General features: G+C 42.9%; 16 protein-coding genes. 5 read left to right on the top strand and 11 right to left on the bottom strand.

Going from position 1 to position 17,894, the window contains the following annotated elements:
- The first annotated feature begins 58 nt into the window (after positions 1-58).
- From ACT3ID_RS18405 to ACT3ID_RS18395, 3 genes are all read left to right on the top strand, one after another.
- Complete coding sequence (locus tag ACT3ID_RS18405) at positions 59-2,233, top strand: Tex family protein (protein WP_491543533.1); 2,175 nt, start codon at positions 59-61, stop codon at positions 2,231-2,233.
- Between the two features lie 1,276 nt (positions 2,234-3,509).
- Complete coding sequence (locus ACT3ID_RS18400) at positions 3,510-4,703, top strand: aspartate aminotransferase family protein (protein ID WP_491543532.1); 1,194 nt, start codon at positions 3,510-3,512, stop codon at positions 4,701-4,703.
- A 48-nt stretch (positions 4,704-4,751) separates the two neighbouring features.
- Complete coding sequence (locus ACT3ID_RS18395) at positions 4,752-5,180, top strand: hypothetical protein (RefSeq protein ID WP_491543531.1); 429 nt, start codon at positions 4,752-4,754, stop codon at positions 5,178-5,180.
- Positions 5,181-5,331: 151 nt separating this feature from the next.
- Here the strand turns inward: ACT3ID_RS18395 and ACT3ID_RS18390 are convergent, their stop codons facing one another.
- The 6 genes from ACT3ID_RS18390 to ACT3ID_RS18365 form a co-directional block, all read right to left on the bottom strand.
- The gene (locus ACT3ID_RS18390) at positions 5,332-6,351 is read right to left on the bottom strand and encodes a threonine aldolase family protein (RefSeq protein WP_491543530.1); all 1,020 of its coding nucleotides are present in this window, start codon (positions 6,349-6,351) and stop codon (positions 5,332-5,334) included.
- A 162-nt stretch (positions 6,352-6,513) separates the two neighbouring features.
- The gene (locus tag ACT3ID_RS18385; RefSeq protein WP_491543529.1) at positions 6,514-7,035 is read right to left on the bottom strand and encodes a lipocalin-like domain-containing protein; all 522 of its coding nucleotides are present in this window, start codon (positions 7,033-7,035) and stop codon (positions 6,514-6,516) included.
- A gap of 29 nt (positions 7,036-7,064) precedes the next feature.
- Positions 7,065-8,726 (bottom strand): extracellular solute-binding protein, encoded by a 1,662-nt coding sequence (locus ACT3ID_RS18380; RefSeq protein WP_491543528.1) that lies wholly within the window; start codon positions 8,724-8,726, stop codon positions 7,065-7,067.
- A gap of 103 nt (positions 8,727-8,829) precedes the next feature.
- Positions 8,830-9,495 (bottom strand): YceI family protein, encoded by a 666-nt coding sequence (locus tag ACT3ID_RS18375; protein ID WP_491543527.1) that lies wholly within the window; start codon positions 9,493-9,495, stop codon positions 8,830-8,832.
- Positions 9,488-10,117 (bottom strand): peptidase associated/transthyretin-like domain-containing protein, encoded by a 630-nt coding sequence (locus tag ACT3ID_RS18370; protein WP_491543526.1) that lies wholly within the window; start codon positions 10,115-10,117, stop codon positions 9,488-9,490. The genes ACT3ID_RS18375 and ACT3ID_RS18370 overlap by 8 nt, the downstream gene beginning before the upstream one ends.
- Before the next feature lie 124 nt (positions 10,118-10,241).
- Positions 10,242-11,084, bottom strand: a complete 843-nt coding sequence (locus ACT3ID_RS18365) for a LytR/AlgR family response regulator transcription factor (protein ID WP_491543525.1) — start codon at positions 11,082-11,084, stop codon at positions 10,242-10,244.
- Between the two features lie 283 nt (positions 11,085-11,367).
- On the opposite strand from ACT3ID_RS18365, the gene ACT3ID_RS18360 reads away from it, so the two are divergent.
- On the top strand, positions 11,368-12,513 hold the full coding sequence (locus tag ACT3ID_RS18360; RefSeq protein WP_491543524.1) for a helix-turn-helix domain-containing protein: 1,146 nt from the start codon (positions 11,368-11,370) through the stop codon (positions 12,511-12,513).
- A 32-nt stretch (positions 12,514-12,545) separates the two neighbouring features.
- Here the strand turns inward: ACT3ID_RS18360 and ACT3ID_RS18355 are convergent, their stop codons facing one another.
- From ACT3ID_RS18355 to ACT3ID_RS18345, 3 genes are all read right to left on the bottom strand, one after another.
- Positions 12,546-13,559 (bottom strand): alpha/beta fold hydrolase, encoded by a 1,014-nt coding sequence (locus tag ACT3ID_RS18355; protein WP_491543523.1) that lies wholly within the window; start codon positions 13,557-13,559, stop codon positions 12,546-12,548.
- Positions 13,537-14,073 carry a hypothetical protein gene (locus tag ACT3ID_RS18350; RefSeq protein WP_491543522.1) on the bottom strand — a complete coding sequence of 179 codons (537 nt, stop codon included), beginning with the start codon at positions 14,071-14,073 and terminating at the stop codon, positions 13,537-13,539. Before ACT3ID_RS18350 ends, ACT3ID_RS18355 begins: the two co-directional genes overlap by 23 nt.
- 131 nt (positions 14,074-14,204) lie before the next feature.
- Positions 14,205-15,188: a threonine ammonia-lyase gene (locus ACT3ID_RS18345; protein WP_491543521.1), complete on the bottom strand. Its 984-nt coding sequence runs from the start codon at positions 15,186-15,188 to the stop codon at positions 14,205-14,207.
- Between the two features lie 547 nt (positions 15,189-15,735).
- Here ACT3ID_RS18345 and ACT3ID_RS18340 point away from each other — a divergent pair.
- On the top strand, positions 15,736-16,062 hold the full coding sequence (locus ACT3ID_RS18340; protein ID WP_491543520.1) for a hypothetical protein: 327 nt from the start codon (positions 15,736-15,738) through the stop codon (positions 16,060-16,062).
- 16 nt (positions 16,063-16,078) lie between these two features.
- On the opposite strand, the gene ACT3ID_RS18335 is transcribed toward ACT3ID_RS18340, so the two are convergent.
- A complete protein-coding gene (locus ACT3ID_RS18335) occupies positions 16,079-16,225 on the bottom strand; it encodes a DUF8066 domain-containing protein (protein WP_491543519.1) in 147 nt (48 codons plus the stop codon).
- A gap of 478 nt (positions 16,226-16,703) precedes the next feature.
- Entirely contained in the window at positions 16,704-17,558 is an 855-nt protein-coding gene (locus ACT3ID_RS18330) for a 3-hydroxyacyl-CoA dehydrogenase family protein (protein WP_491543518.1), read from the bottom strand.
- Between the last annotated feature and the right edge of the window lie 336 nt (positions 17,559-17,894).

Raw genomic sequence — 17,894 nt, 5'->3', positions numbered from 1 at the left:
AGAATTCGGAATTCAGAATTCTGGAGAAATTCAATTGCAAATAGTTTCTACCTTTTTCATGACCGACTCACAGATTTTTAGCAGTATAGCACAAGAATTAGATCTTAAATCAAAACAGGTGAAAAGCGTCGCTGATTTTTTGGATGACGGGGCGACCGTACCATTTTTGGCGCGTTATCGTCAAGAGGCGACCGGGGGACTCGATGAAGAGCAAATTCGAAGTGTACGAGACAAACTGGAGTTCCACCATACACTCGAAGATCGTAAAGAGACGATCCTCAAAACGATCGATGAACAGGATAAGCTGACCGACGAACTCGAGGAAAAGATCAAGGCATGTACTGATCTGAATACCCTTGAAGATCTATATCTGCCCTACAAGCCCAAGCGCCGAACCAAAGGCGATATGGCGAAAGAAAAAGGACTGGAACCGCTGGCCGAGCTTATTTGGGAACAGGAGATCGAGCAGGGAGATCCTATGGAGTACGCCGCAAAGTATGTGGATGAAGAAAAAGAGGTGGAATCCGCCGAAGAAGCTATGGAAGGCGCTCTCAATATTGTGGCCGAGTGGATTAACGAATCGGCTGAGGTGCGCGAAAAACTGCGCGATATTTTCCAGGAGCATGCCGTGATAAAGACGGAGAAAAATCCTGCCGTTGATGAACGCACCAACTTTGAGGACTACTACGAGTTTTCTCAAAAAGCCAAGCACCTGAAACCGTATCAGATTCTGGCGATTAATCGCGGAGAGAATGAAAACGTACTTTTTGTTAACGTAGAGCTTTGGGATGATATCACGCTCGAAAATATTGACGATGTGGTTATCGAAAACGAGATGAGCATATTTGTCCCCAAGCTGCAGGATGCCGTCGAGGATGCTTACAAACGGCTGCTATTCCCGTCACTGGAACGTGAACTCCGCAACAAGCTGACCGAAAAAGCAGATCAGCATGCTATTGAGACTTTTGCCACAAATCTCTCTAATTTGCTGATGCAGCCGCCGCTCGACCACAAAGTGGTCATGGGCATCGACCCTGCCTATCGTTCGGGCTGCAAGGTAGCCGTGGTGGACGAGACGGGAAAATACCTGGAAGGAACAACCACCTATCCCACTCCGCCACAGAAAAAAGTGACCGAAGCTGAAGAGGTTTTTGATAAGCTGATCGACAAGTATGATGTGAATCTCATTGCGATCGGTAATGGCACAGCCAGCCGTGAAACCGAACAGATTGTAGCGAACTTTATTCAGAAGCGTCAGGAAAAGCATCCTGATGAGGAGCTTAACTATATGATAGTCAACGAGGCCGGTGCTTCGGTGTATTCGGCATCGAAAGTAGCCGCCGAGGAGTTTCCTGATCTGGACGCCCCGCAGCGTGGCAATATCTCGATAGCCCGACGTGTACAGGATCCGCTGGCTGAGCTGGTAAAAATTGATCCGAAGTCGATTGGCGTGGGATTATACCAGCACGATGTCAATCAAAATCAACTGGCGCAATCGCTCGATGATGTGGTAGAAAGCTGTGTAAATCAGGTGGGAGTGAATCTCAATACCGCCAGCGCGCCGCTTTTGTCCCATATTTCGGGTCTAAGCAGTCGTGTTGCCAAACGCATAGTCAACCATCGGGAGAGCTCCGGAAAGTTCACAGATCGCGAGCAGATCAAAGATATCAAGGGCGTTGGCGAATTTCGCTTCCAGCAGGCGGCCGGATTTATGCGAATTCCTGAATCAGACAACCCACTCGACAATACTGCCATCCACCCGGAAAGTTATGAGGCGACTGAGAAGCTCTGTAATCTTTTTCGCATCGATCTCGAAAAACTGAACGAGCAAACGGATGAAATTTCCGAAAAGCTAAAAAATATCGATAAAGAGCAGGTGGCTGAGCAGATCGATGTGGGCGTTCCCACTCTTGAATTGATCATCGAAAATCTGCAAAAACCGGGACGCGATCCGCGCGAGTCTTTGCCAAAACCGGTACTCCGAAATGACATCATGGAGATGGAAGATTTGAGCGAAGGACAAGTGCTCGAGGGCACCGTTCGCAACGTCGTCGACTTCGGTGCTTTTGTGGATATCGGAGTGAAGCAAGACGGACTGTTACATATCTCAAAAATGGCCGATCGCAAGGTTGAAGATCCGCACGAAATTGTGGCTGTCGGAGACATCCTGAAACTTAAAATTGTGTCGCTCGATCTGGAGCGCGGACGCATCGGATTGTCACTGGTTGATTGACCTTTATTACCGGTTGATCATTCACTAATCTCACTTGGATACCAGTAGAATTCTAAAGGCTGAATCGTCTCAAATTGTACGTCGATTCAGCCTTTTTTTATTATTGATTCTACAGCTCTTTTGAGAAGCGAAATATTTCTTTTCGTAAGATTCCGTATTGGGTCAGTACGGAAGTTTATCAGGTTGTTTGCCTAACGCCTGATGATAAATCATCAGGCTAAGAAGCAAAAAAAGCCGAGACTCACTTGATGTGAGCACTTTTTCGCTTATTTACCTCTATAATTTTTATAGATAAACAAATCAAGTTAAGCTAACACAGTAAGTTACATTTATCATATTTAGGCATGAAAATTGTTTGTCTGCCTAATTTTTATCCGTACCTAAATTATTTAAGGCGAAATAAGACCTATTAAGCTTGAAACAGATAAAAATTATAAATCCGTATAACGTCATGCATATCAATAAGTTATAGAGATCTATATCCTGTTAATATAATAGTTTTATAAAATGCTCAATCTATCCGCCTAAATAAATTAAGTCACTCTCGGAAACCTTTACTTTTTTACCTAAAGTAAATTATAGGTCATTCACACAAGTATTTTGTAGGAAACAAATAGCAAATTATATCCTTACTATTTTTCTTTCCTTGACAAATTGAATCTTTGCCATAGGTACCTATCACTGGAATAAATTATGGTTGCTTTTCAATGATCACGCTAAGGCTTTGGGAAGCAACGAAATTCCTCTTTATAAAACATTTTTCTGTCATAGTGACTGACCGGCAACTTTAAATTTTTAAAGCAGATTAATAATTAAATTTTCTGCTAATGTCCGGACAAAGATATTCCGTACAATCATTTTTATCCCTTATCCCTCTGCCCTGTTAATCAACTTATTTTGAACTTTTTTCACTCCTTATAGGTAAACTATTTTTACCTATATTTTCATCGCTTTTCAATGAGAAATAATTATAGATTTTAGAATATTTTCTGTCACTTTTAAAGCAGCTATAATGAGTAGTTATTAATCCGGTGAAATCGCCAAGCTTGCATCCCGAAAAACACCATAACACCAAAAGCCAAAGGAGTTATTCGGTCCATTTCCAGGTGTGGTTTTCCCTCATAAAACAGCAAGTAGAAGAGTCGATTGACTGAAGGTGAAACCAAGCACATTACATTTCATAGTTTGGTTAAATTTTTGTTACTATTGATCTTGTTTTTTGCAATCGTTACTTCAATAAGAATCTTTTTTACACTGGTCTTAATCAAATTATTTAATGGATTATCAACAGCTGACTGAAGAGCTTCACCTGCCCGTTTATAATCGATTTCCCATTACGTTGGTAAAAGGTGAGGGATCATACGTCTGGGATGATGAAGGCAATAAATATCTGGATGCTCTGGCCGGCATTGCTGTTAACAGTTTAGGCCATTGCCATCCCAATGTTGTGGAAGCAGTACAGAAACAGGTAGAACAGCTGATGCATATCTCGAATTTTTATTATAGCAAGCCCCAGGCCGAACTACTGGAACTACTGACTGAACTGTCAGGACTCGATCGCGGTTTTCTCTGCAACAGCGGCGGAGAAGCAATGGAAGCCTGCCTGAAGGCAGCCCGCAAATACAGCAAGGCCCATGACAAAAAGGGATCTCTCATAACAGTGAGCAACGCCTTTCACGGGCGAACGATGGGAACCATATCAATGGGTATGGAAAAATACGCGAAGGGCTATGATCCGCTGCTGCATGGTTTTGATGAGATCCCTTTGAATGATATCGAAGCCCTTGAATCCAAATTCACGGACCAAACGATCGGGATCGTGCTCGAAACCATACAGGGATCGGGAGGACTACATGTAGCGTCCGCAAATTTTATGGATGCTATTCAGCAACTTTGCAGAAAACACGAAGCCCTGCTGATTATTGATGAAGTGCAGACAGGAATCGGTCGTACCGGCGCGTTATTCAGCTATGAACATTACGACGTGCAGCCGGATATCATCGGCATTGCCAAGGCTATGGGGGGCGGATTTCCCATCGGAGGCATGCTCTGCACCGAGAAAGTAGCCCAGACTATGAGCTACGGAGATCACGGAAGTACGTACGGTGGAAATCCGCTTGCTTGTGCGGCTTCAATAGCTGCACTAAAAACGGTAGTTAACGAGAACCTGTCGCAACAAGCTCGTGAAAAAGGACAGTTCTTGAAAAACAAAATAGCCGAGTTAAGTACCCATCTTTCAGAAGTCGAAGATATTCGCGGTAAAGGACTCATGATCGGTGTTGAACTTTCGTTTGGTTGTCGAAAGGTGGTTGAGAATATGATGGAACGGGGCGTGCTTTCGAATTGTACGCAGGGAAACGTCATCCGCCTGGTACCACCACTGATCACTGAAAAAGATGACCTGGAATCTTTAGCCGAAACATTAATTGAGGCAATTGAAAAAACTTCATTCAACAATAAAACAAACTAGCTGTTTTTTGTGTTATACGAATGAACAAAGCCAAAGAAAAAAACTGCCATGCATAAGTATTTCGGGCTTATATTAATTTCTGTTCTTCTGCTGCCGGGTTTAGCTTCAGGACAGGATCAAGATACGACTCGTCAAGAGCTGGATTTTGAGGAGAGACGACAATTAGATATTCAACAACGGCTTGATCGTTCAATGTCGGGCGGAATAATGACAGAGATGGGTACGTACCAGATCCCAAATGAAACACAGTATTATCAACATCCATTTAAGGGACAGGAATATCTTGATATGGCTGTGGAAGCATATCGCAAGGAGATTGAAAATCAGGTGGGGGATAACTGGTATTGGCAGTTCCTTAAAGCTGTGAGTCCGTTCATCAGGTTAGAGCTCGGAGCCTTTCAAACAATGCAGCTGGAATATCCTGATCGGAACAATCCGCTCTGGCAGTCATATAGCAATGATGAAAAAATAGAGTAGTTATTGCCTTATAGGTCGTTAATATTAAAAATCTCCGCCTGAAGATAAATCATCAGGCTAAAATGATAAAACCAAGCTCACTTTAAGTGAGCTTCACAAATTATTCTTAGCCCACGGATTCATCCGTGGGTAATCTAAGTGGTAAAAATAATCAATTAAAAATATCGCGAAAGACTGATTTCACTTTTTGGAGATCACCATCCGAAATCTGGAAATGGAATGTGGCTCGAAGTGTATGCGGACCAAAAGGAACTATCTGAACCCCCTCCTTTTCCAGTTGCTTCACAGCAGATTTAGAAGTCATCGAATTGATATCGAAAATCAGAATATTCGTCTCTACCGCATTGATATCGATAGAAAGCTGATCACATTCATTGATCGTCTCTGCCAGTTCTCTGGCCCGGCGGTGATCCTCTTCCAGTAACGGGAAATGGTGCTCCAAACCATAATCAGCAGCAGCGGCCAAAATACCGATCTGGCGCATTCCTCCGCCCCACATTTTACGCATGCGTCTGGCCTCTGCTATTTTTCTTTCGGATGAAAGCAGCATCGATCCCACCGGAGCTCCAAGCCCTTTACTAAAACTGACCGAAAGCGTGTCAGCCACGGAACTGTAAAAGTCAGGATCGGTATCGGTTACAGTCATCGCATTCCAGAGGCGAGCCCCGTCGAGATGGACCGACAAATTATTTTTATCGGCAAACGTCCGTATATCCGTAAGCTCCTGCTCTGAATAACAACATCCCCCGCCCTTGTTGGTAGAGTTTTCAACAGCTATAACTTTCGTCCGCGGCTCCCAGTCATGATCTCCGCGAATTACATCCTTAAGCAATTCAGCCGACAGTTTGCCTTTTTGTCCACGCAACGTTCTCAGCTGTATTGAAGAAAGATGTGCAGCCGCTGTGGATTCATAGTTAAAAATATGACCGGTTTCCTCGATCAGCACTTCATCGCTCTGATCCGTCAGCACATTGATACTCAGCTGATTGGCCATGGTACCGCTGGGGACAAACAATCCGGCTTCAAAACCAAACAGTTCAGCAACTTTATCTTCCAGGGAATTTACTGTGGGATCTTCGCCAAAAACATCATCTCCAACCTCGGCCTCGGCTATCGCCTGACGCATTTCCGGGGTTGGTTTTGTTACCGTATCACTTCGCAAATCAATCATCTGAGAATTCTTTTAATTTTTTTATCTATTAAACAAGTAGATAAAAAGAATCCTCAACCCTTCAAAAAGAGAGTTTTAAGAAGTTGAAAAACAACGATTCCAAATCTGTTATCACCGGCTAGCATCCCGTTTTTCGACAAAGAATTCTTCCGATTCAACCGTTCAATCTAGGATCCGAATGAATTCATATTTAAAATGAAACCCCTTTGAAGTGTATGGATCCGACACACTATCGGCCGAAATAATTTCTCTCCAATCTAATTTCAGAGTATCATCATCAAGTGAATAGATGAATCTGCCGAGGCCTCCGACAAATTCGGGGACAAGAGCAAAAGTGGGCTGAATCACCAGCACAGAATCTTCAACATAATACGTGCCTGCATTTACCAGCAAACGATTATACCGGTCAAGTTTTTCCGCATCAGTGGGCTGAAATCGTTCTTTATAAAAATTCGATGGTTCGGCTCCGGATACCCGATTCATACTGTAATACCGATCAGTAAACAAGAGTAAACTTTCCTGAGTAGAAGACGGATATTTTGTTCCATCCGGACCAACAGCTTCAGAGGAGATCATTTGCCAGGCACCAGATAACGCGCTTGAATTATTTTTCTCTTGATATCCACAGCTAACGATAAAGCAGAACAGGACGAAAGAAAAACAAACCTTTGTTGATGTAACCATACGAATCTTTTACTGTTTTAAATGTTGTTCTATTTTCCAAACACTTCCACTCGTGCTGACTCCAGTTTATTCAATACTTCCTCTAAATTCTCCGGATTTTTCCAGAATTCCTGGAATATAGCCAAAGCTCTCCGCGCAAATTCGGGATGAGTATTGAATTCAAATAGCGGCACCAGTACTTCTGTACGATTTATGTAATCAACAATCCGTTTCTGAACATCGCTGTATACAGACGGTTCAATCTGTGAATTGGCCACAATACGATTGTTGGTTTCGGCATTGCTCTGCTGGGATTCAGTACTTGCCAGCCATCGAAGCAGGTTTTCCGACTCTTCCTGATGATCCCCACCGGCCCGCATAAAGGCGCCATAGGTATGTACTATTTCTGCAGGAGTCACATCAGAATTCATTTCAGGAAATGGGAAAAAATCCAGATCTGTTTCTATCTGCCTGACTGGTGGACTTTCAAAAATCCATTCACCCAGGTTATACATCACAGCTGGGCCTGATACCAGCTCTTGAACGGCCTTCTGATAGTTGTTCTGCCAGGAACTGTCAGCAAAAGCGCCGTTCCGAAACAGTTCGCGCCAGTGGACAAACACGTCGCGCAGCCTATCATCCGTGAAAGACACATCTCCCCGCATCACCTCTTCGTGAAATTCTGGACCATTCAGCCGTAGATTCAGGATAGTAAACCAGCGAGCGACGGGTGGCGGCCAGTTTTGAACGCCGATTGTAAAGGGGGTATAACCCAGCTCCTTCAGCCGGCGACACAGGTCCAGCAGCTCCTGCCAGGTTTCGGGTGGTGAGAGATTATGCTTTTCGAAAATATCTTTCCGGTACCAGACCGGATTCCACTGGTAGGCCATCGGCACGAAATACTGCTTACCCTCGTAGGTGGACATCCGTTTGAATGGAGCTGGAAAGAGATCACCCCATCCCTCCTCTTTCCACAAGTCACTGATATCGGCCAATAATCCTCTTTCTATAAACCGGCGATAGTCGCCCGCCATAAAACCGGTGGAAACATCAGCCGGATACCTGTCCGTCAATGTTTGTTCTACATTTTCGGGTACGGGACTCCGATACAAATTATTACCACTATAACTTAAACTGATCTCTTCCAGCTCTTTAAAACTGGCAACATTTTGCATATCCCACTTGCCGGCTGGTGGTCCACCATAAAAACTCACATAGTGAAATTCAGCTTTAGCCGGGGAATCAAAATGCTGTACGATGAAGAGTTGGTTCCGAGCGTGGTTTCGATAAAAAGTTTGGACCTGTGGGGTCAGGGTGCTGTCAGACTCAAGCATTTTCAGCACTTTTCGATAATACTTTTCAGCATAAATCCTCTTTCCTATTCCAAAATATCCCTCGGCCAGACTGTCCCACACGTTAACTGATTCGGGATGCATTTCTGCATTAAGTTCAAATATTTCAACCGCAGCATTAGCTTTCCCTTCCTTTAATAATCGGTACCCTAATATATTTAGTTGATTTTCACTGAGATCATATTCACCTGTTCCTTCCCTCTCTAACTCTTTGTAATTTGATATTGCTGCCTCCACTCCATCCGATTCAATAATAGCATATAAATAATCACTTCCGGGTTTGCTAGCGGACTGAGCAGAAACTGTATTAAATAACATTCCGACGCAGAAAATCAGCGAAAAAAGTACTTTTTTACCCATGGAACTAGAGCTTATATAAATGCAGTATTTTATCGATAAGCTATAATTCCAGCAGTAAGATGCGTCAATTTTTATAAAAACTGCCGGGTTTATTTGAACTAGATTATGGCTTTAAAGGGATAGCAACTAGTACAATCTTCAATTTAATATATTTATCCACGAAATTTCTTGCAGCAAATCGTGTAGCCCCGAATCCTCCTCGATAGGCAATATTCCAGTCAAACCGGTTGATACGAAAAGTAGTGGCAAATTGCTGACCGTTTGAATCTGCAATTGCAGGTACGGTAATATTTTGGGTGACATCCTTTATGGTAAGATTGCCACTTATAACAAGTTCTCGGCTATTAATATATTCAATACTCGTAAAGGTAAAGGAAGATTCCGGGTATTCGGACACATCAAAGAACAGCGGGTCCTCTAGGTGGCCTGTCAAAATCCGTATCGGTTCCGGCTGATCCGGCGGGATGTCGGTGATACCGATCGAGGTCATATCTGCAGTTATTGTACCACCTGCCAGCCGACCATCACGAAACAACAGGTATCCTTCTTTAACGGGAACTACCCCTGTATGCATACCGCGTCCCCACATTTTGGTGCCCTTCCATGCAATCTGCGTTTTGTCAAGATCCAGCATCAAGATCTCAGAGTCAGGTGGATTTGCGGGCAGAGCAGTTTCGTTGGCCTCCGCAATTACCGCATCGGAGTAATACTGGTCCGTACATGATATGGAGAGCAGAAGTAGCAGACAAAGATATCCAATCTTATTCATAGCCCGGCACGTTTAATCCCAGGATGATGTCCCGATCCACAATCAGCAGATTGCCTTTCCGCTTGGCTTCCACAATCCCGGAACCCCCGCGGTTATCCATATATTCCGATACGTTCTCTAAATTCGGATCGCCTTCGAAACGGTACTCATCGATGTAATAATATTTGCCGTCGGGCTCCAGAATTAGCGGGTGAATATGCGCCGGATTTTCACTATAGGAACCGGGCTTCTGGGTATAGAACGTATATTCGCCGTTTGTACCGGTTTGAATCCACCCCCTTAAATAACCGTGGCGACGCGCCCAGCCGGTTTCATCGCCGCGCGTGGGATAGACGCCTTCGGCATTCGTATGATGAATATAGAGAATAACTCCGCTGGCAGGCGTTTCTCCATCAGGCTGAAAGATGGTTCCGGTTATTTTCAACTTTTCATCCGCCTGTTCAAACCCGGGCAGGGTATCAATGGGTGTCAACTCCTGGTTGCCATATTCAAGCACGGCCTCGCATCCTTCACACGGACCGCCGACAAGCCGTGGTGACTGTGCGGGCAAATCAGAAGATAAAACGCATATAGACAATACTGTTAAAAACAGGGAAAACAACTTTAAATTTAAACAACTCATAAGAATGGAATTTGATGTTATTGGAATATTCGGTTACCAATCAGGTTTCTGAATGATAACCACAACCGGAATATTTATAGAGAAGAATTATATAAGCTGAGTAGTATACCCTATAAGATGAGGACTATAACAACAATCCCTTCAGCGGCTTCGCGTAATTTCTGCTGAGCCGGAGTGTTTGACCATCATTAATAATGATATCATAATCCCCATTTCCTCTTGATCTGAGCTCTGTCACCTCTTCAATATTGACAATAGTAGAACGATGTATACGCCTGAAGTTTTCGGGCAGTGTTGTGATGATATTTTTCAGGCTGTCCAATATTACATGTTTCTTATCAGCAGTGTGGATGTAAAGATAAGGTCCGTCGGAGCTGATCCATTTTATTTCATCAACGTTCACAATAACAGAACGCTTACCATTCTTTACTGTGATAGTTTTTGAAGATGGTTCCTGATCAATCTGCTTAGCTTCCCCCTGTTTTATCAGGAAAAATATTATCGAAAAGATGATATAAACCGAAAGACCGATATAGAGACGGGTGGAGAGTTTTTCAGATATTAAAAAGGATAACGACCAAGAACTTTCGTGGATGAAATTGGATATGCCGAACAGGATGAAAGAAAATATATTGAGATGAACCAGGGTAATCACCAATACAAAAAAAGCATTGAGGATAAAATATTTGGCGCCGGAAAAGTTGGAATGAGTTTTTCCCAGTACATAAATAACCAGCATTGAAAGGGGAATAAACAACAGCCAAAACAGCTTGTAGGACAGTGATTCGATAATATGAAACTGATTGCTATTTAAAACAGCACTCACATAATCCTGTCCCAATTCAAGCACAGCAATCAGCAGCCAAAAAATACAAAACCAATAGAAATATTTTCTTTCCGCCTTACTGCTGTTATTTAAAACAGCCAATAAATCGATTTGTAAATATGATTCCTTTAAACCGGCCATATCAGATTATTAAATCCTCATTGCCTCCTTATAAAGAATACACAAAAATTACGAATCAAACTTCTAAAAACTTGCAACGTGTAGTGCTTAGTTAAACACTAACCTCTCTTCCTATGGATTTTCCGCGCCATTTCTGTGCCGACAAGCACCAGGTTTCTGCGTCCAAAACTCATATGGGTTCATTTACCCATACTATACTACTTTTTCTAGAATGCTTGATCCAGAATGTGTAATATAGATAGGAGATGGACAGATTAACCGGTGGCAGATAACCTTCGGATCTATGAACATTGAACCTTCATTTAATACCTGGACCAGCCTTTTCGTAGTTGTTGCTCTCCACGGTATTATACTGGCAACGCTGTTTTTCTTTCGGAAGGATGGGCGAACATTACCAAACAGATTGCTGGGATTACTGCTGCTTGTTTTTTCTCTGAATTTGTTTGGCAACATTTTGTACTGGACAAAATACAATTTGGTATTCCCCCACTTGGTCGGGATTTCAGGGACTTTATACTTTCTCTACGGTCCGATCCTTTTTTTCTATGTACTAAGTATCTTCAAACCGGACAGAGAATGGAAATTACAGGATGCCATACATCTTTTGCCCTTTTTCGCCCTGATAGTTTGGATGCTCCCCTTTTTTTTACAGTCAGCATCTGAGAAAACAGCAATGTTGATACACTATGCAGATCCATCAAATCAAGGATTATCAGCTAGTGCGCTGATAATTTCATTCTTAAAAGCCGCAATAATGACAGGCTATGCAGTTACAATTATCCACTTCTTCCTCCACCGGAAGAAATGGAACCAAAAAAGTTTAAAAGGATTTTCAACCGAAACATATAACTGGATACGGATACTCTGCTACAACTTTTTGGGATTCGTAACTTCATTTGCCACATATTATGTGCTTGTAGAAACCATCAACTTCCGCATTGAATATGATTATGTGATTTCATTTGCGATGAGCTGTTTCATCTTTGGAATTGGTTATGTGGGTCTGATAAAACCGAACTATCTCCAAGAAGCACACAATGGCAACTCCAAATATCAAAGTTCTTCTCTGGGAGCCGAAGAGGCAGAAGAGTATCTGAAAAAGCTCTTAACTCATATGACAGAACAAAAGCCCTATCTCAACGGCGACCTGAAAATTAGTGATCTGGCTGAGCGGCTTTCCATTTCTTCCCATCATTTATCCCAAATAATTAACAGCCGACTTGAGAAAAATTTTTTTGAATTTGTAAATGAATACCGGATTAAGGAAGCCCAAAAAATCCTTACGGACCCGAAAAAGAAAGATTTTAAGATTCTCAGAGTTGCTTTTGAATCCGGATTCAATAATAAAACAACCTTTAATAGTGCATTTAAAGATAATGTTGGAACCACGCCTTCACAATTTCGCAAAGAGCAGAATAGTATAACCTAGTCAGAAAGTCAGCAACTCGACAATAATTTTTCTTATTCCTTTCCCTTTAAAAATGCCTCCACTGGTGGAATAGCCATCTCCGGATTATCTGATAACGCCCCTTTCTCTGCACTGGCTATTAATAAGAGCCTGCCATTGGGCACTGATTCCACCCACTGCTGCTGCATCGGAATTCCCAGCGTGTCCTGTTCTCCATAGACAACCAGCAGTGGTGCGGTTAGTTCTTGCAAGTCTTCCGTATAATTCCAGTCTCCAAAATAGCGTGGAGCAAGTTGAGCAGTATATCTATAATAATAACGGACAGCTTCAGGTGGTGCATCACACGTTGATCCCCGATAATTCGTTGAATCACCGCTGGCGATAAGCAGTTGTTTGCTGATCTCCTCATATTCCCGGCAGACTTTTACCGGATCGGAGGCTGTGCCGTTCATTAGAGACTGTAGCAATTCAGCGGCCCGTTTTGAGAGCGTGGTATCCGGAGAGTTAGTTGTTGTCCTGGCTCTTGCACGATAATATTTTCCGGCCTCTGACCTATCGGGACCCGTGGAACCGTGAAATACCATCCGCTTGAGACGATCGGGATATTTTTTGGCATATTCAGCTACTAAAATTGATCCAAAGGAATGAGTAATTACATTCATCCGCTCGAGGCCAAAATGTTCTCTGACTGCCTCCAGATCTTCTACAAAATACTGAGGCTGTAATTGGGTTGTATCTTCAGGCAGGGTAGAACGTCCCCCGCCCCGCTGATCATAAAATATGAGTGTAAAAGAATTGGCCAGCGGCTGCATCATTGGAATCACCGTCTTCATGCCGGCACCCGGTCCGCCGTGAATCACTACTATCGTGTCTTCCTCTGTTCCCATAACGCGATAATACAATTCTGCATCGCCTGCTCCGGTAAGGTACCCCTGCTCCATTACCAATTTATCAGAGGAACAGGCTATCAGCATTACCCCAATGGCAAGATTAATTACCATAGCAAGAGGCAGAATAGTTGTTTTTCTCAAAACCTGTTGGTTCTCATTTTTCTTCTGCTCGCTCATAATATATCCGCCATTGAAGCTGCCAGGTTTGACCTTTATCTTCAGATTTTTCCCAATCCCAAGTAAGCGAATTTTCGGTGATATCATAAAATACCATACGCTGCAGGATCTCTTCTCCTTGCGGGTCGACTCCTTTTCGTTTGAAGATGCGTTTGTTTTCGGTAAACTTTCCGGTAAAATCCAAATAGCCGCCGCTGTTATCCACCCAGGTTTGCTTCCATTCACCGGTACAAGATTTGTAGACTGAATAACTTTTACCAATAAATCCTTTATAGGCACCGATATGTGCTTTAAAATTCTCCTTGATCACTTTATCATCCAGCACCCATTCAATATGGTTCGTCCCCTTCCCTTCGGTGCCATCAGCATCTTCCCAGGTTAAATCCCATTCACCCAGCCAAAAATCGAAATATTGTTCCGGTTCTGAATCCTCCAGATTTGCTTGGGCAAAAGATGATTGAATATGAACAGATAAAATCAGTAATACAGGAAGTACTAAAATGATTGTCTTCATAGTGATGACAATTGGTGGAACTGGTTGCTGAAATAAACATCTCTGAAAGATGAAATTCGTTAGTCTTTATAAACCTTGCCAAAAAATATTTATGAACCATCCACCGAAACAGCATTTTTCTGTAGACAACTTTATATCTCTTCCACAATGTCATGAAAACTGCCGGTATCGATATTTGTCCCACAAACAATAATACCTGTATTCTTGCCGACAACTTTTTCTGATAGCGGCCCCACTGCTCCGGCAAGTGCCGAAGCACCCGCTGGTTCTACAGCCAACTTCAGCTCTTCGAACATGACTCGCATTATCTGAGCCATTTTTAAATCTGAAATCGTTACAACTTCATCCACAAAACGGTGGCATAATTCAAAACTATATGGCGCAGCATGCGGAGCACCGAGGCTGTCAGCAATGGTATCCACTTTATCTATTTCTACCGGCTTTCCGGCCTCAAAACTTTTGCTCATGCTATCCGCGCCGACTGGTTCTACTCCGTACACTTTACAATCAGGATTCATCTGTTTTACAGCTGCCGATATCCCGGCACATAAACCACCACCGCCAATAGGAACAATTACAGCATCTAACTCCGGCACATCCTGATGTAGTTCCAGCCCAACCGTTGCCGTACCCAGTGCCGTTTGTTCGCCTTCAAATGGATGGATAAACGTTCTGTTTTCCTGCTCCTCTATCTCTTTTACACGATCAAAAGCAACGTGGACATCATCCACCAGCTCAACCACAGCACCGTGGGATTTACATTTATCCACGCGGAATTGATTGGCTGTTTTTGGCATTACCACCTTGGCGGTGGTCCCCAGCGACTTAGCCGCATATGCCACGGCAATAGCATGATTACCTGCACTCACAGCTGTTACCCCATTGTCGATTTGTTCATCAGACAAATCCAGCATGTTCATCAGCGCACCCCGCGGCTTAAAACTGCCTCCGTATTGGAAAAGCTCCATTTTCAAAAACAGATTGGTCTCTTCGGTTAACAGCTGATCTTTAACATCACTTTTCCACTCCCAGACCGGCGTCCTTCGCACTTTGTTACCAAGTTTTTCACGAGCCTGTTCAATTTGTCGCGGAGTCGGAATTTGAATTGTTTCCATCTTGCTGAATTTCTGATTAATGCTGACAGTGCCTTCAACTAATAAGAAGAATATGATAGAAATGGAAGTGACCCAAAATATTTTTACAGGATCGGGCACTTTAGCACATTCGGGACGAAATTATCGGAGGATGGTCCGCCTCTCATTAAGGAATCTGTCATTGCAAATGTAGCGACTCCGAGACATTCGAAGATACAACAGTAGTCCGGAGGCAATCCCCTGATGTAATTGAAGCCGCCTGATTCAATGTGGAGATCGAAGTTGTCGAAAACCACTCCCTTTCGATGACAATGCTATGATTTTAGGATTTCAGGATATTCCTATTTGTTAGAAAGGAAATCGTTTAAGAGTTGTGAGGGAGTTGTACGCCCGAACTAACAAGAACAAACAAAGATCTCTCCACCGACTAAAAATATCCTCTGTGCAACTCTGAGATTACCTCTGTGTAACTCTGCGGTTAACTACAAGTATTTAACACGAGCGGACGCTCACGCTATAGTTTCTCGAAAAATTTATTAGTTTAGCAGTCAACAACAATCCATACAGAATGAGTGACAATGAATTCCACATAAAAATTGATGAGGATAACCATGAGCGTGTTCCAAGTACCACCGAGCGGCTAAGGCATGCCGGCTTGGCTATTTTATTGGGATTTATTCTTATCAATATTGTAGGCTTCTGGATGTTTCCGGGTCCGGGCATCTTCGGTCTGCATATGTTCGCTTCGGCTCATCACCTGGTCGGCTTTGTGGGAGATATAACAAATATTGTCATTGTCGCTGCACTTGCAATCTGCGGTGTTTACGGATGGTTTCGCGGCAGGTATTTTACCGATCGGATGAAAAGCTATATCGAGTTGTGGAAGTTTTGGTGACTGACAATCCGGGGATTCACTCCTGATCAAGCGTTAGTTCGGATAACTTCTCATCAATACTTTCAAGACTTTCAGCCATCGATTCATGAGCCTTCACAAATCGATAGCCAAACCAAACAAGAAATAGTATCACAAACAGATAGATCAAAAATGGAAAAATCATCCAGCTCCCGAAAGAATACATATAAGTATAATTGATGAAAATTATATCAACCAATTTAGAAGAATTGGGACAAACTTAAAATTTCACTTCTTTGTCTGACAGGATTGCAGAAGTGAAGATAGGTTAGGCTGTCCCAATAAGTTAATTTCTGAAAAATTGCACCTAAATAATTAACGTTTGCTCAATGTCATCCCCCTACTCACGGCAAACAACCGTGAGTTTCCCCCTTCGAAGGGGGACAGGGGGATGAGACCTGGTAAAAAATCAAAGCCTTACCTTATTTATTTGGCTACTTCAATTTGATGAGACTCTTTTTGGACGGCCTCACCGAAATCAAAAGTTATCGCTGCTATTTTTCTTCCTTTTACTAACTTTAAACTTGGTGAGAAAGCAGCTCCCAAGCTCCTAAAGAATAATTGCTAACAAATGCTTATCCTGAAAGCTTTTGGGACAGCATGAGATAAGTGGTTTTACAATTCTAATCGTGTTTGTAAAACCCTTCACCGGTTTTGTCTCCCAGCTTCCCTGCATCTACCATTTTTACCAGCAGCGGACACGGGCGATATTTGGGATCCTTAAATCCTTCGTGTAATACATTCATGATATCCAGACACACATCCAATCCGATAAAATCAGCCAGTCGTAATGGGCCCATCGGATGTCCCATTCCTAACTTCATTACATCGTCGATCTCTTCGGGTTCAGCCACACCTTCATGCACGCAAAAGATCGCTTCGTTAATCATAGGCATCAACACGCGGTTAGAGACGAAGCCTGGATAGTCAGCCACCGGGACGGGATTTTTATTAAGCAGCCGCGCCGTTTTATGAACAAGATCCACTGTTTCATCACTGGTCTCAAATCCGCGGACAACCTCAACAAGTTTCATTACCGGTACAGGATTGAAAAAGTGCATCCCGATAAATTTCTCCGGACGTGAAGTTGTAGCACCAAGCTTGGTAATAGAAATGGATGACGTATTGGAAGCCAGGATAGCTTCTTCCGGTGCCGCTTTGTCAATTTCGGCGAACACCTTCTTTTTGAGTTCAAAATTCTCTGGCACCGCCTCTACAACCAGATCCACATCGTTGACAGCTTCTACAATATTAATGGTCGTCTCAATATTTTCAAGCGCTTGCACCTTCTGATCCGAATCGATCTTGTCCTTCTTCACCATTCGCTCAAGATTATTATCGATCGTCTCCAGCGCCTTGTCGGCCAGCTCTTGTTTTGTCTCAACCAGATTAACGGGTATGCCGTGCATTGCAAAGACATGGCAAATTCCATTGCCCATTGTACCGCCGCCGATTACTGCTACCTTCTTGATATTCATAAATATAGAGCTTTGTTAATATTTTTGATTAATCACTTTATGGCAGAGGGTATCGATTTTCTTGAGTTTTTTCAACGATCAGCGAGTAGAATTTTCATTTAACATATTTATACTAAATACTCATTCTAAGCTGGAGCTTAGGAATGAGATAAAGAAATTTTACTCGTCGGTCATCGAACCCAGATGCTCGACGAGGATCAAGCATTAAATTAGTTTTGAATAAGCTGTCTTCAGACAGCTTATTCTATTATTAGCCCAGTCTGTTAGACTTATCTCTTGTGTTGAGAATTGCCATTAACTTCTTCTTTTTAACGTACCAGCAAGCGGAAGAAAGGC

It is taken from the genome of Fodinibius sp. GM108, from assembly GCF_058386985.1.
This window is presented reverse-complemented; position numbering and strand designations above follow the sequence as displayed.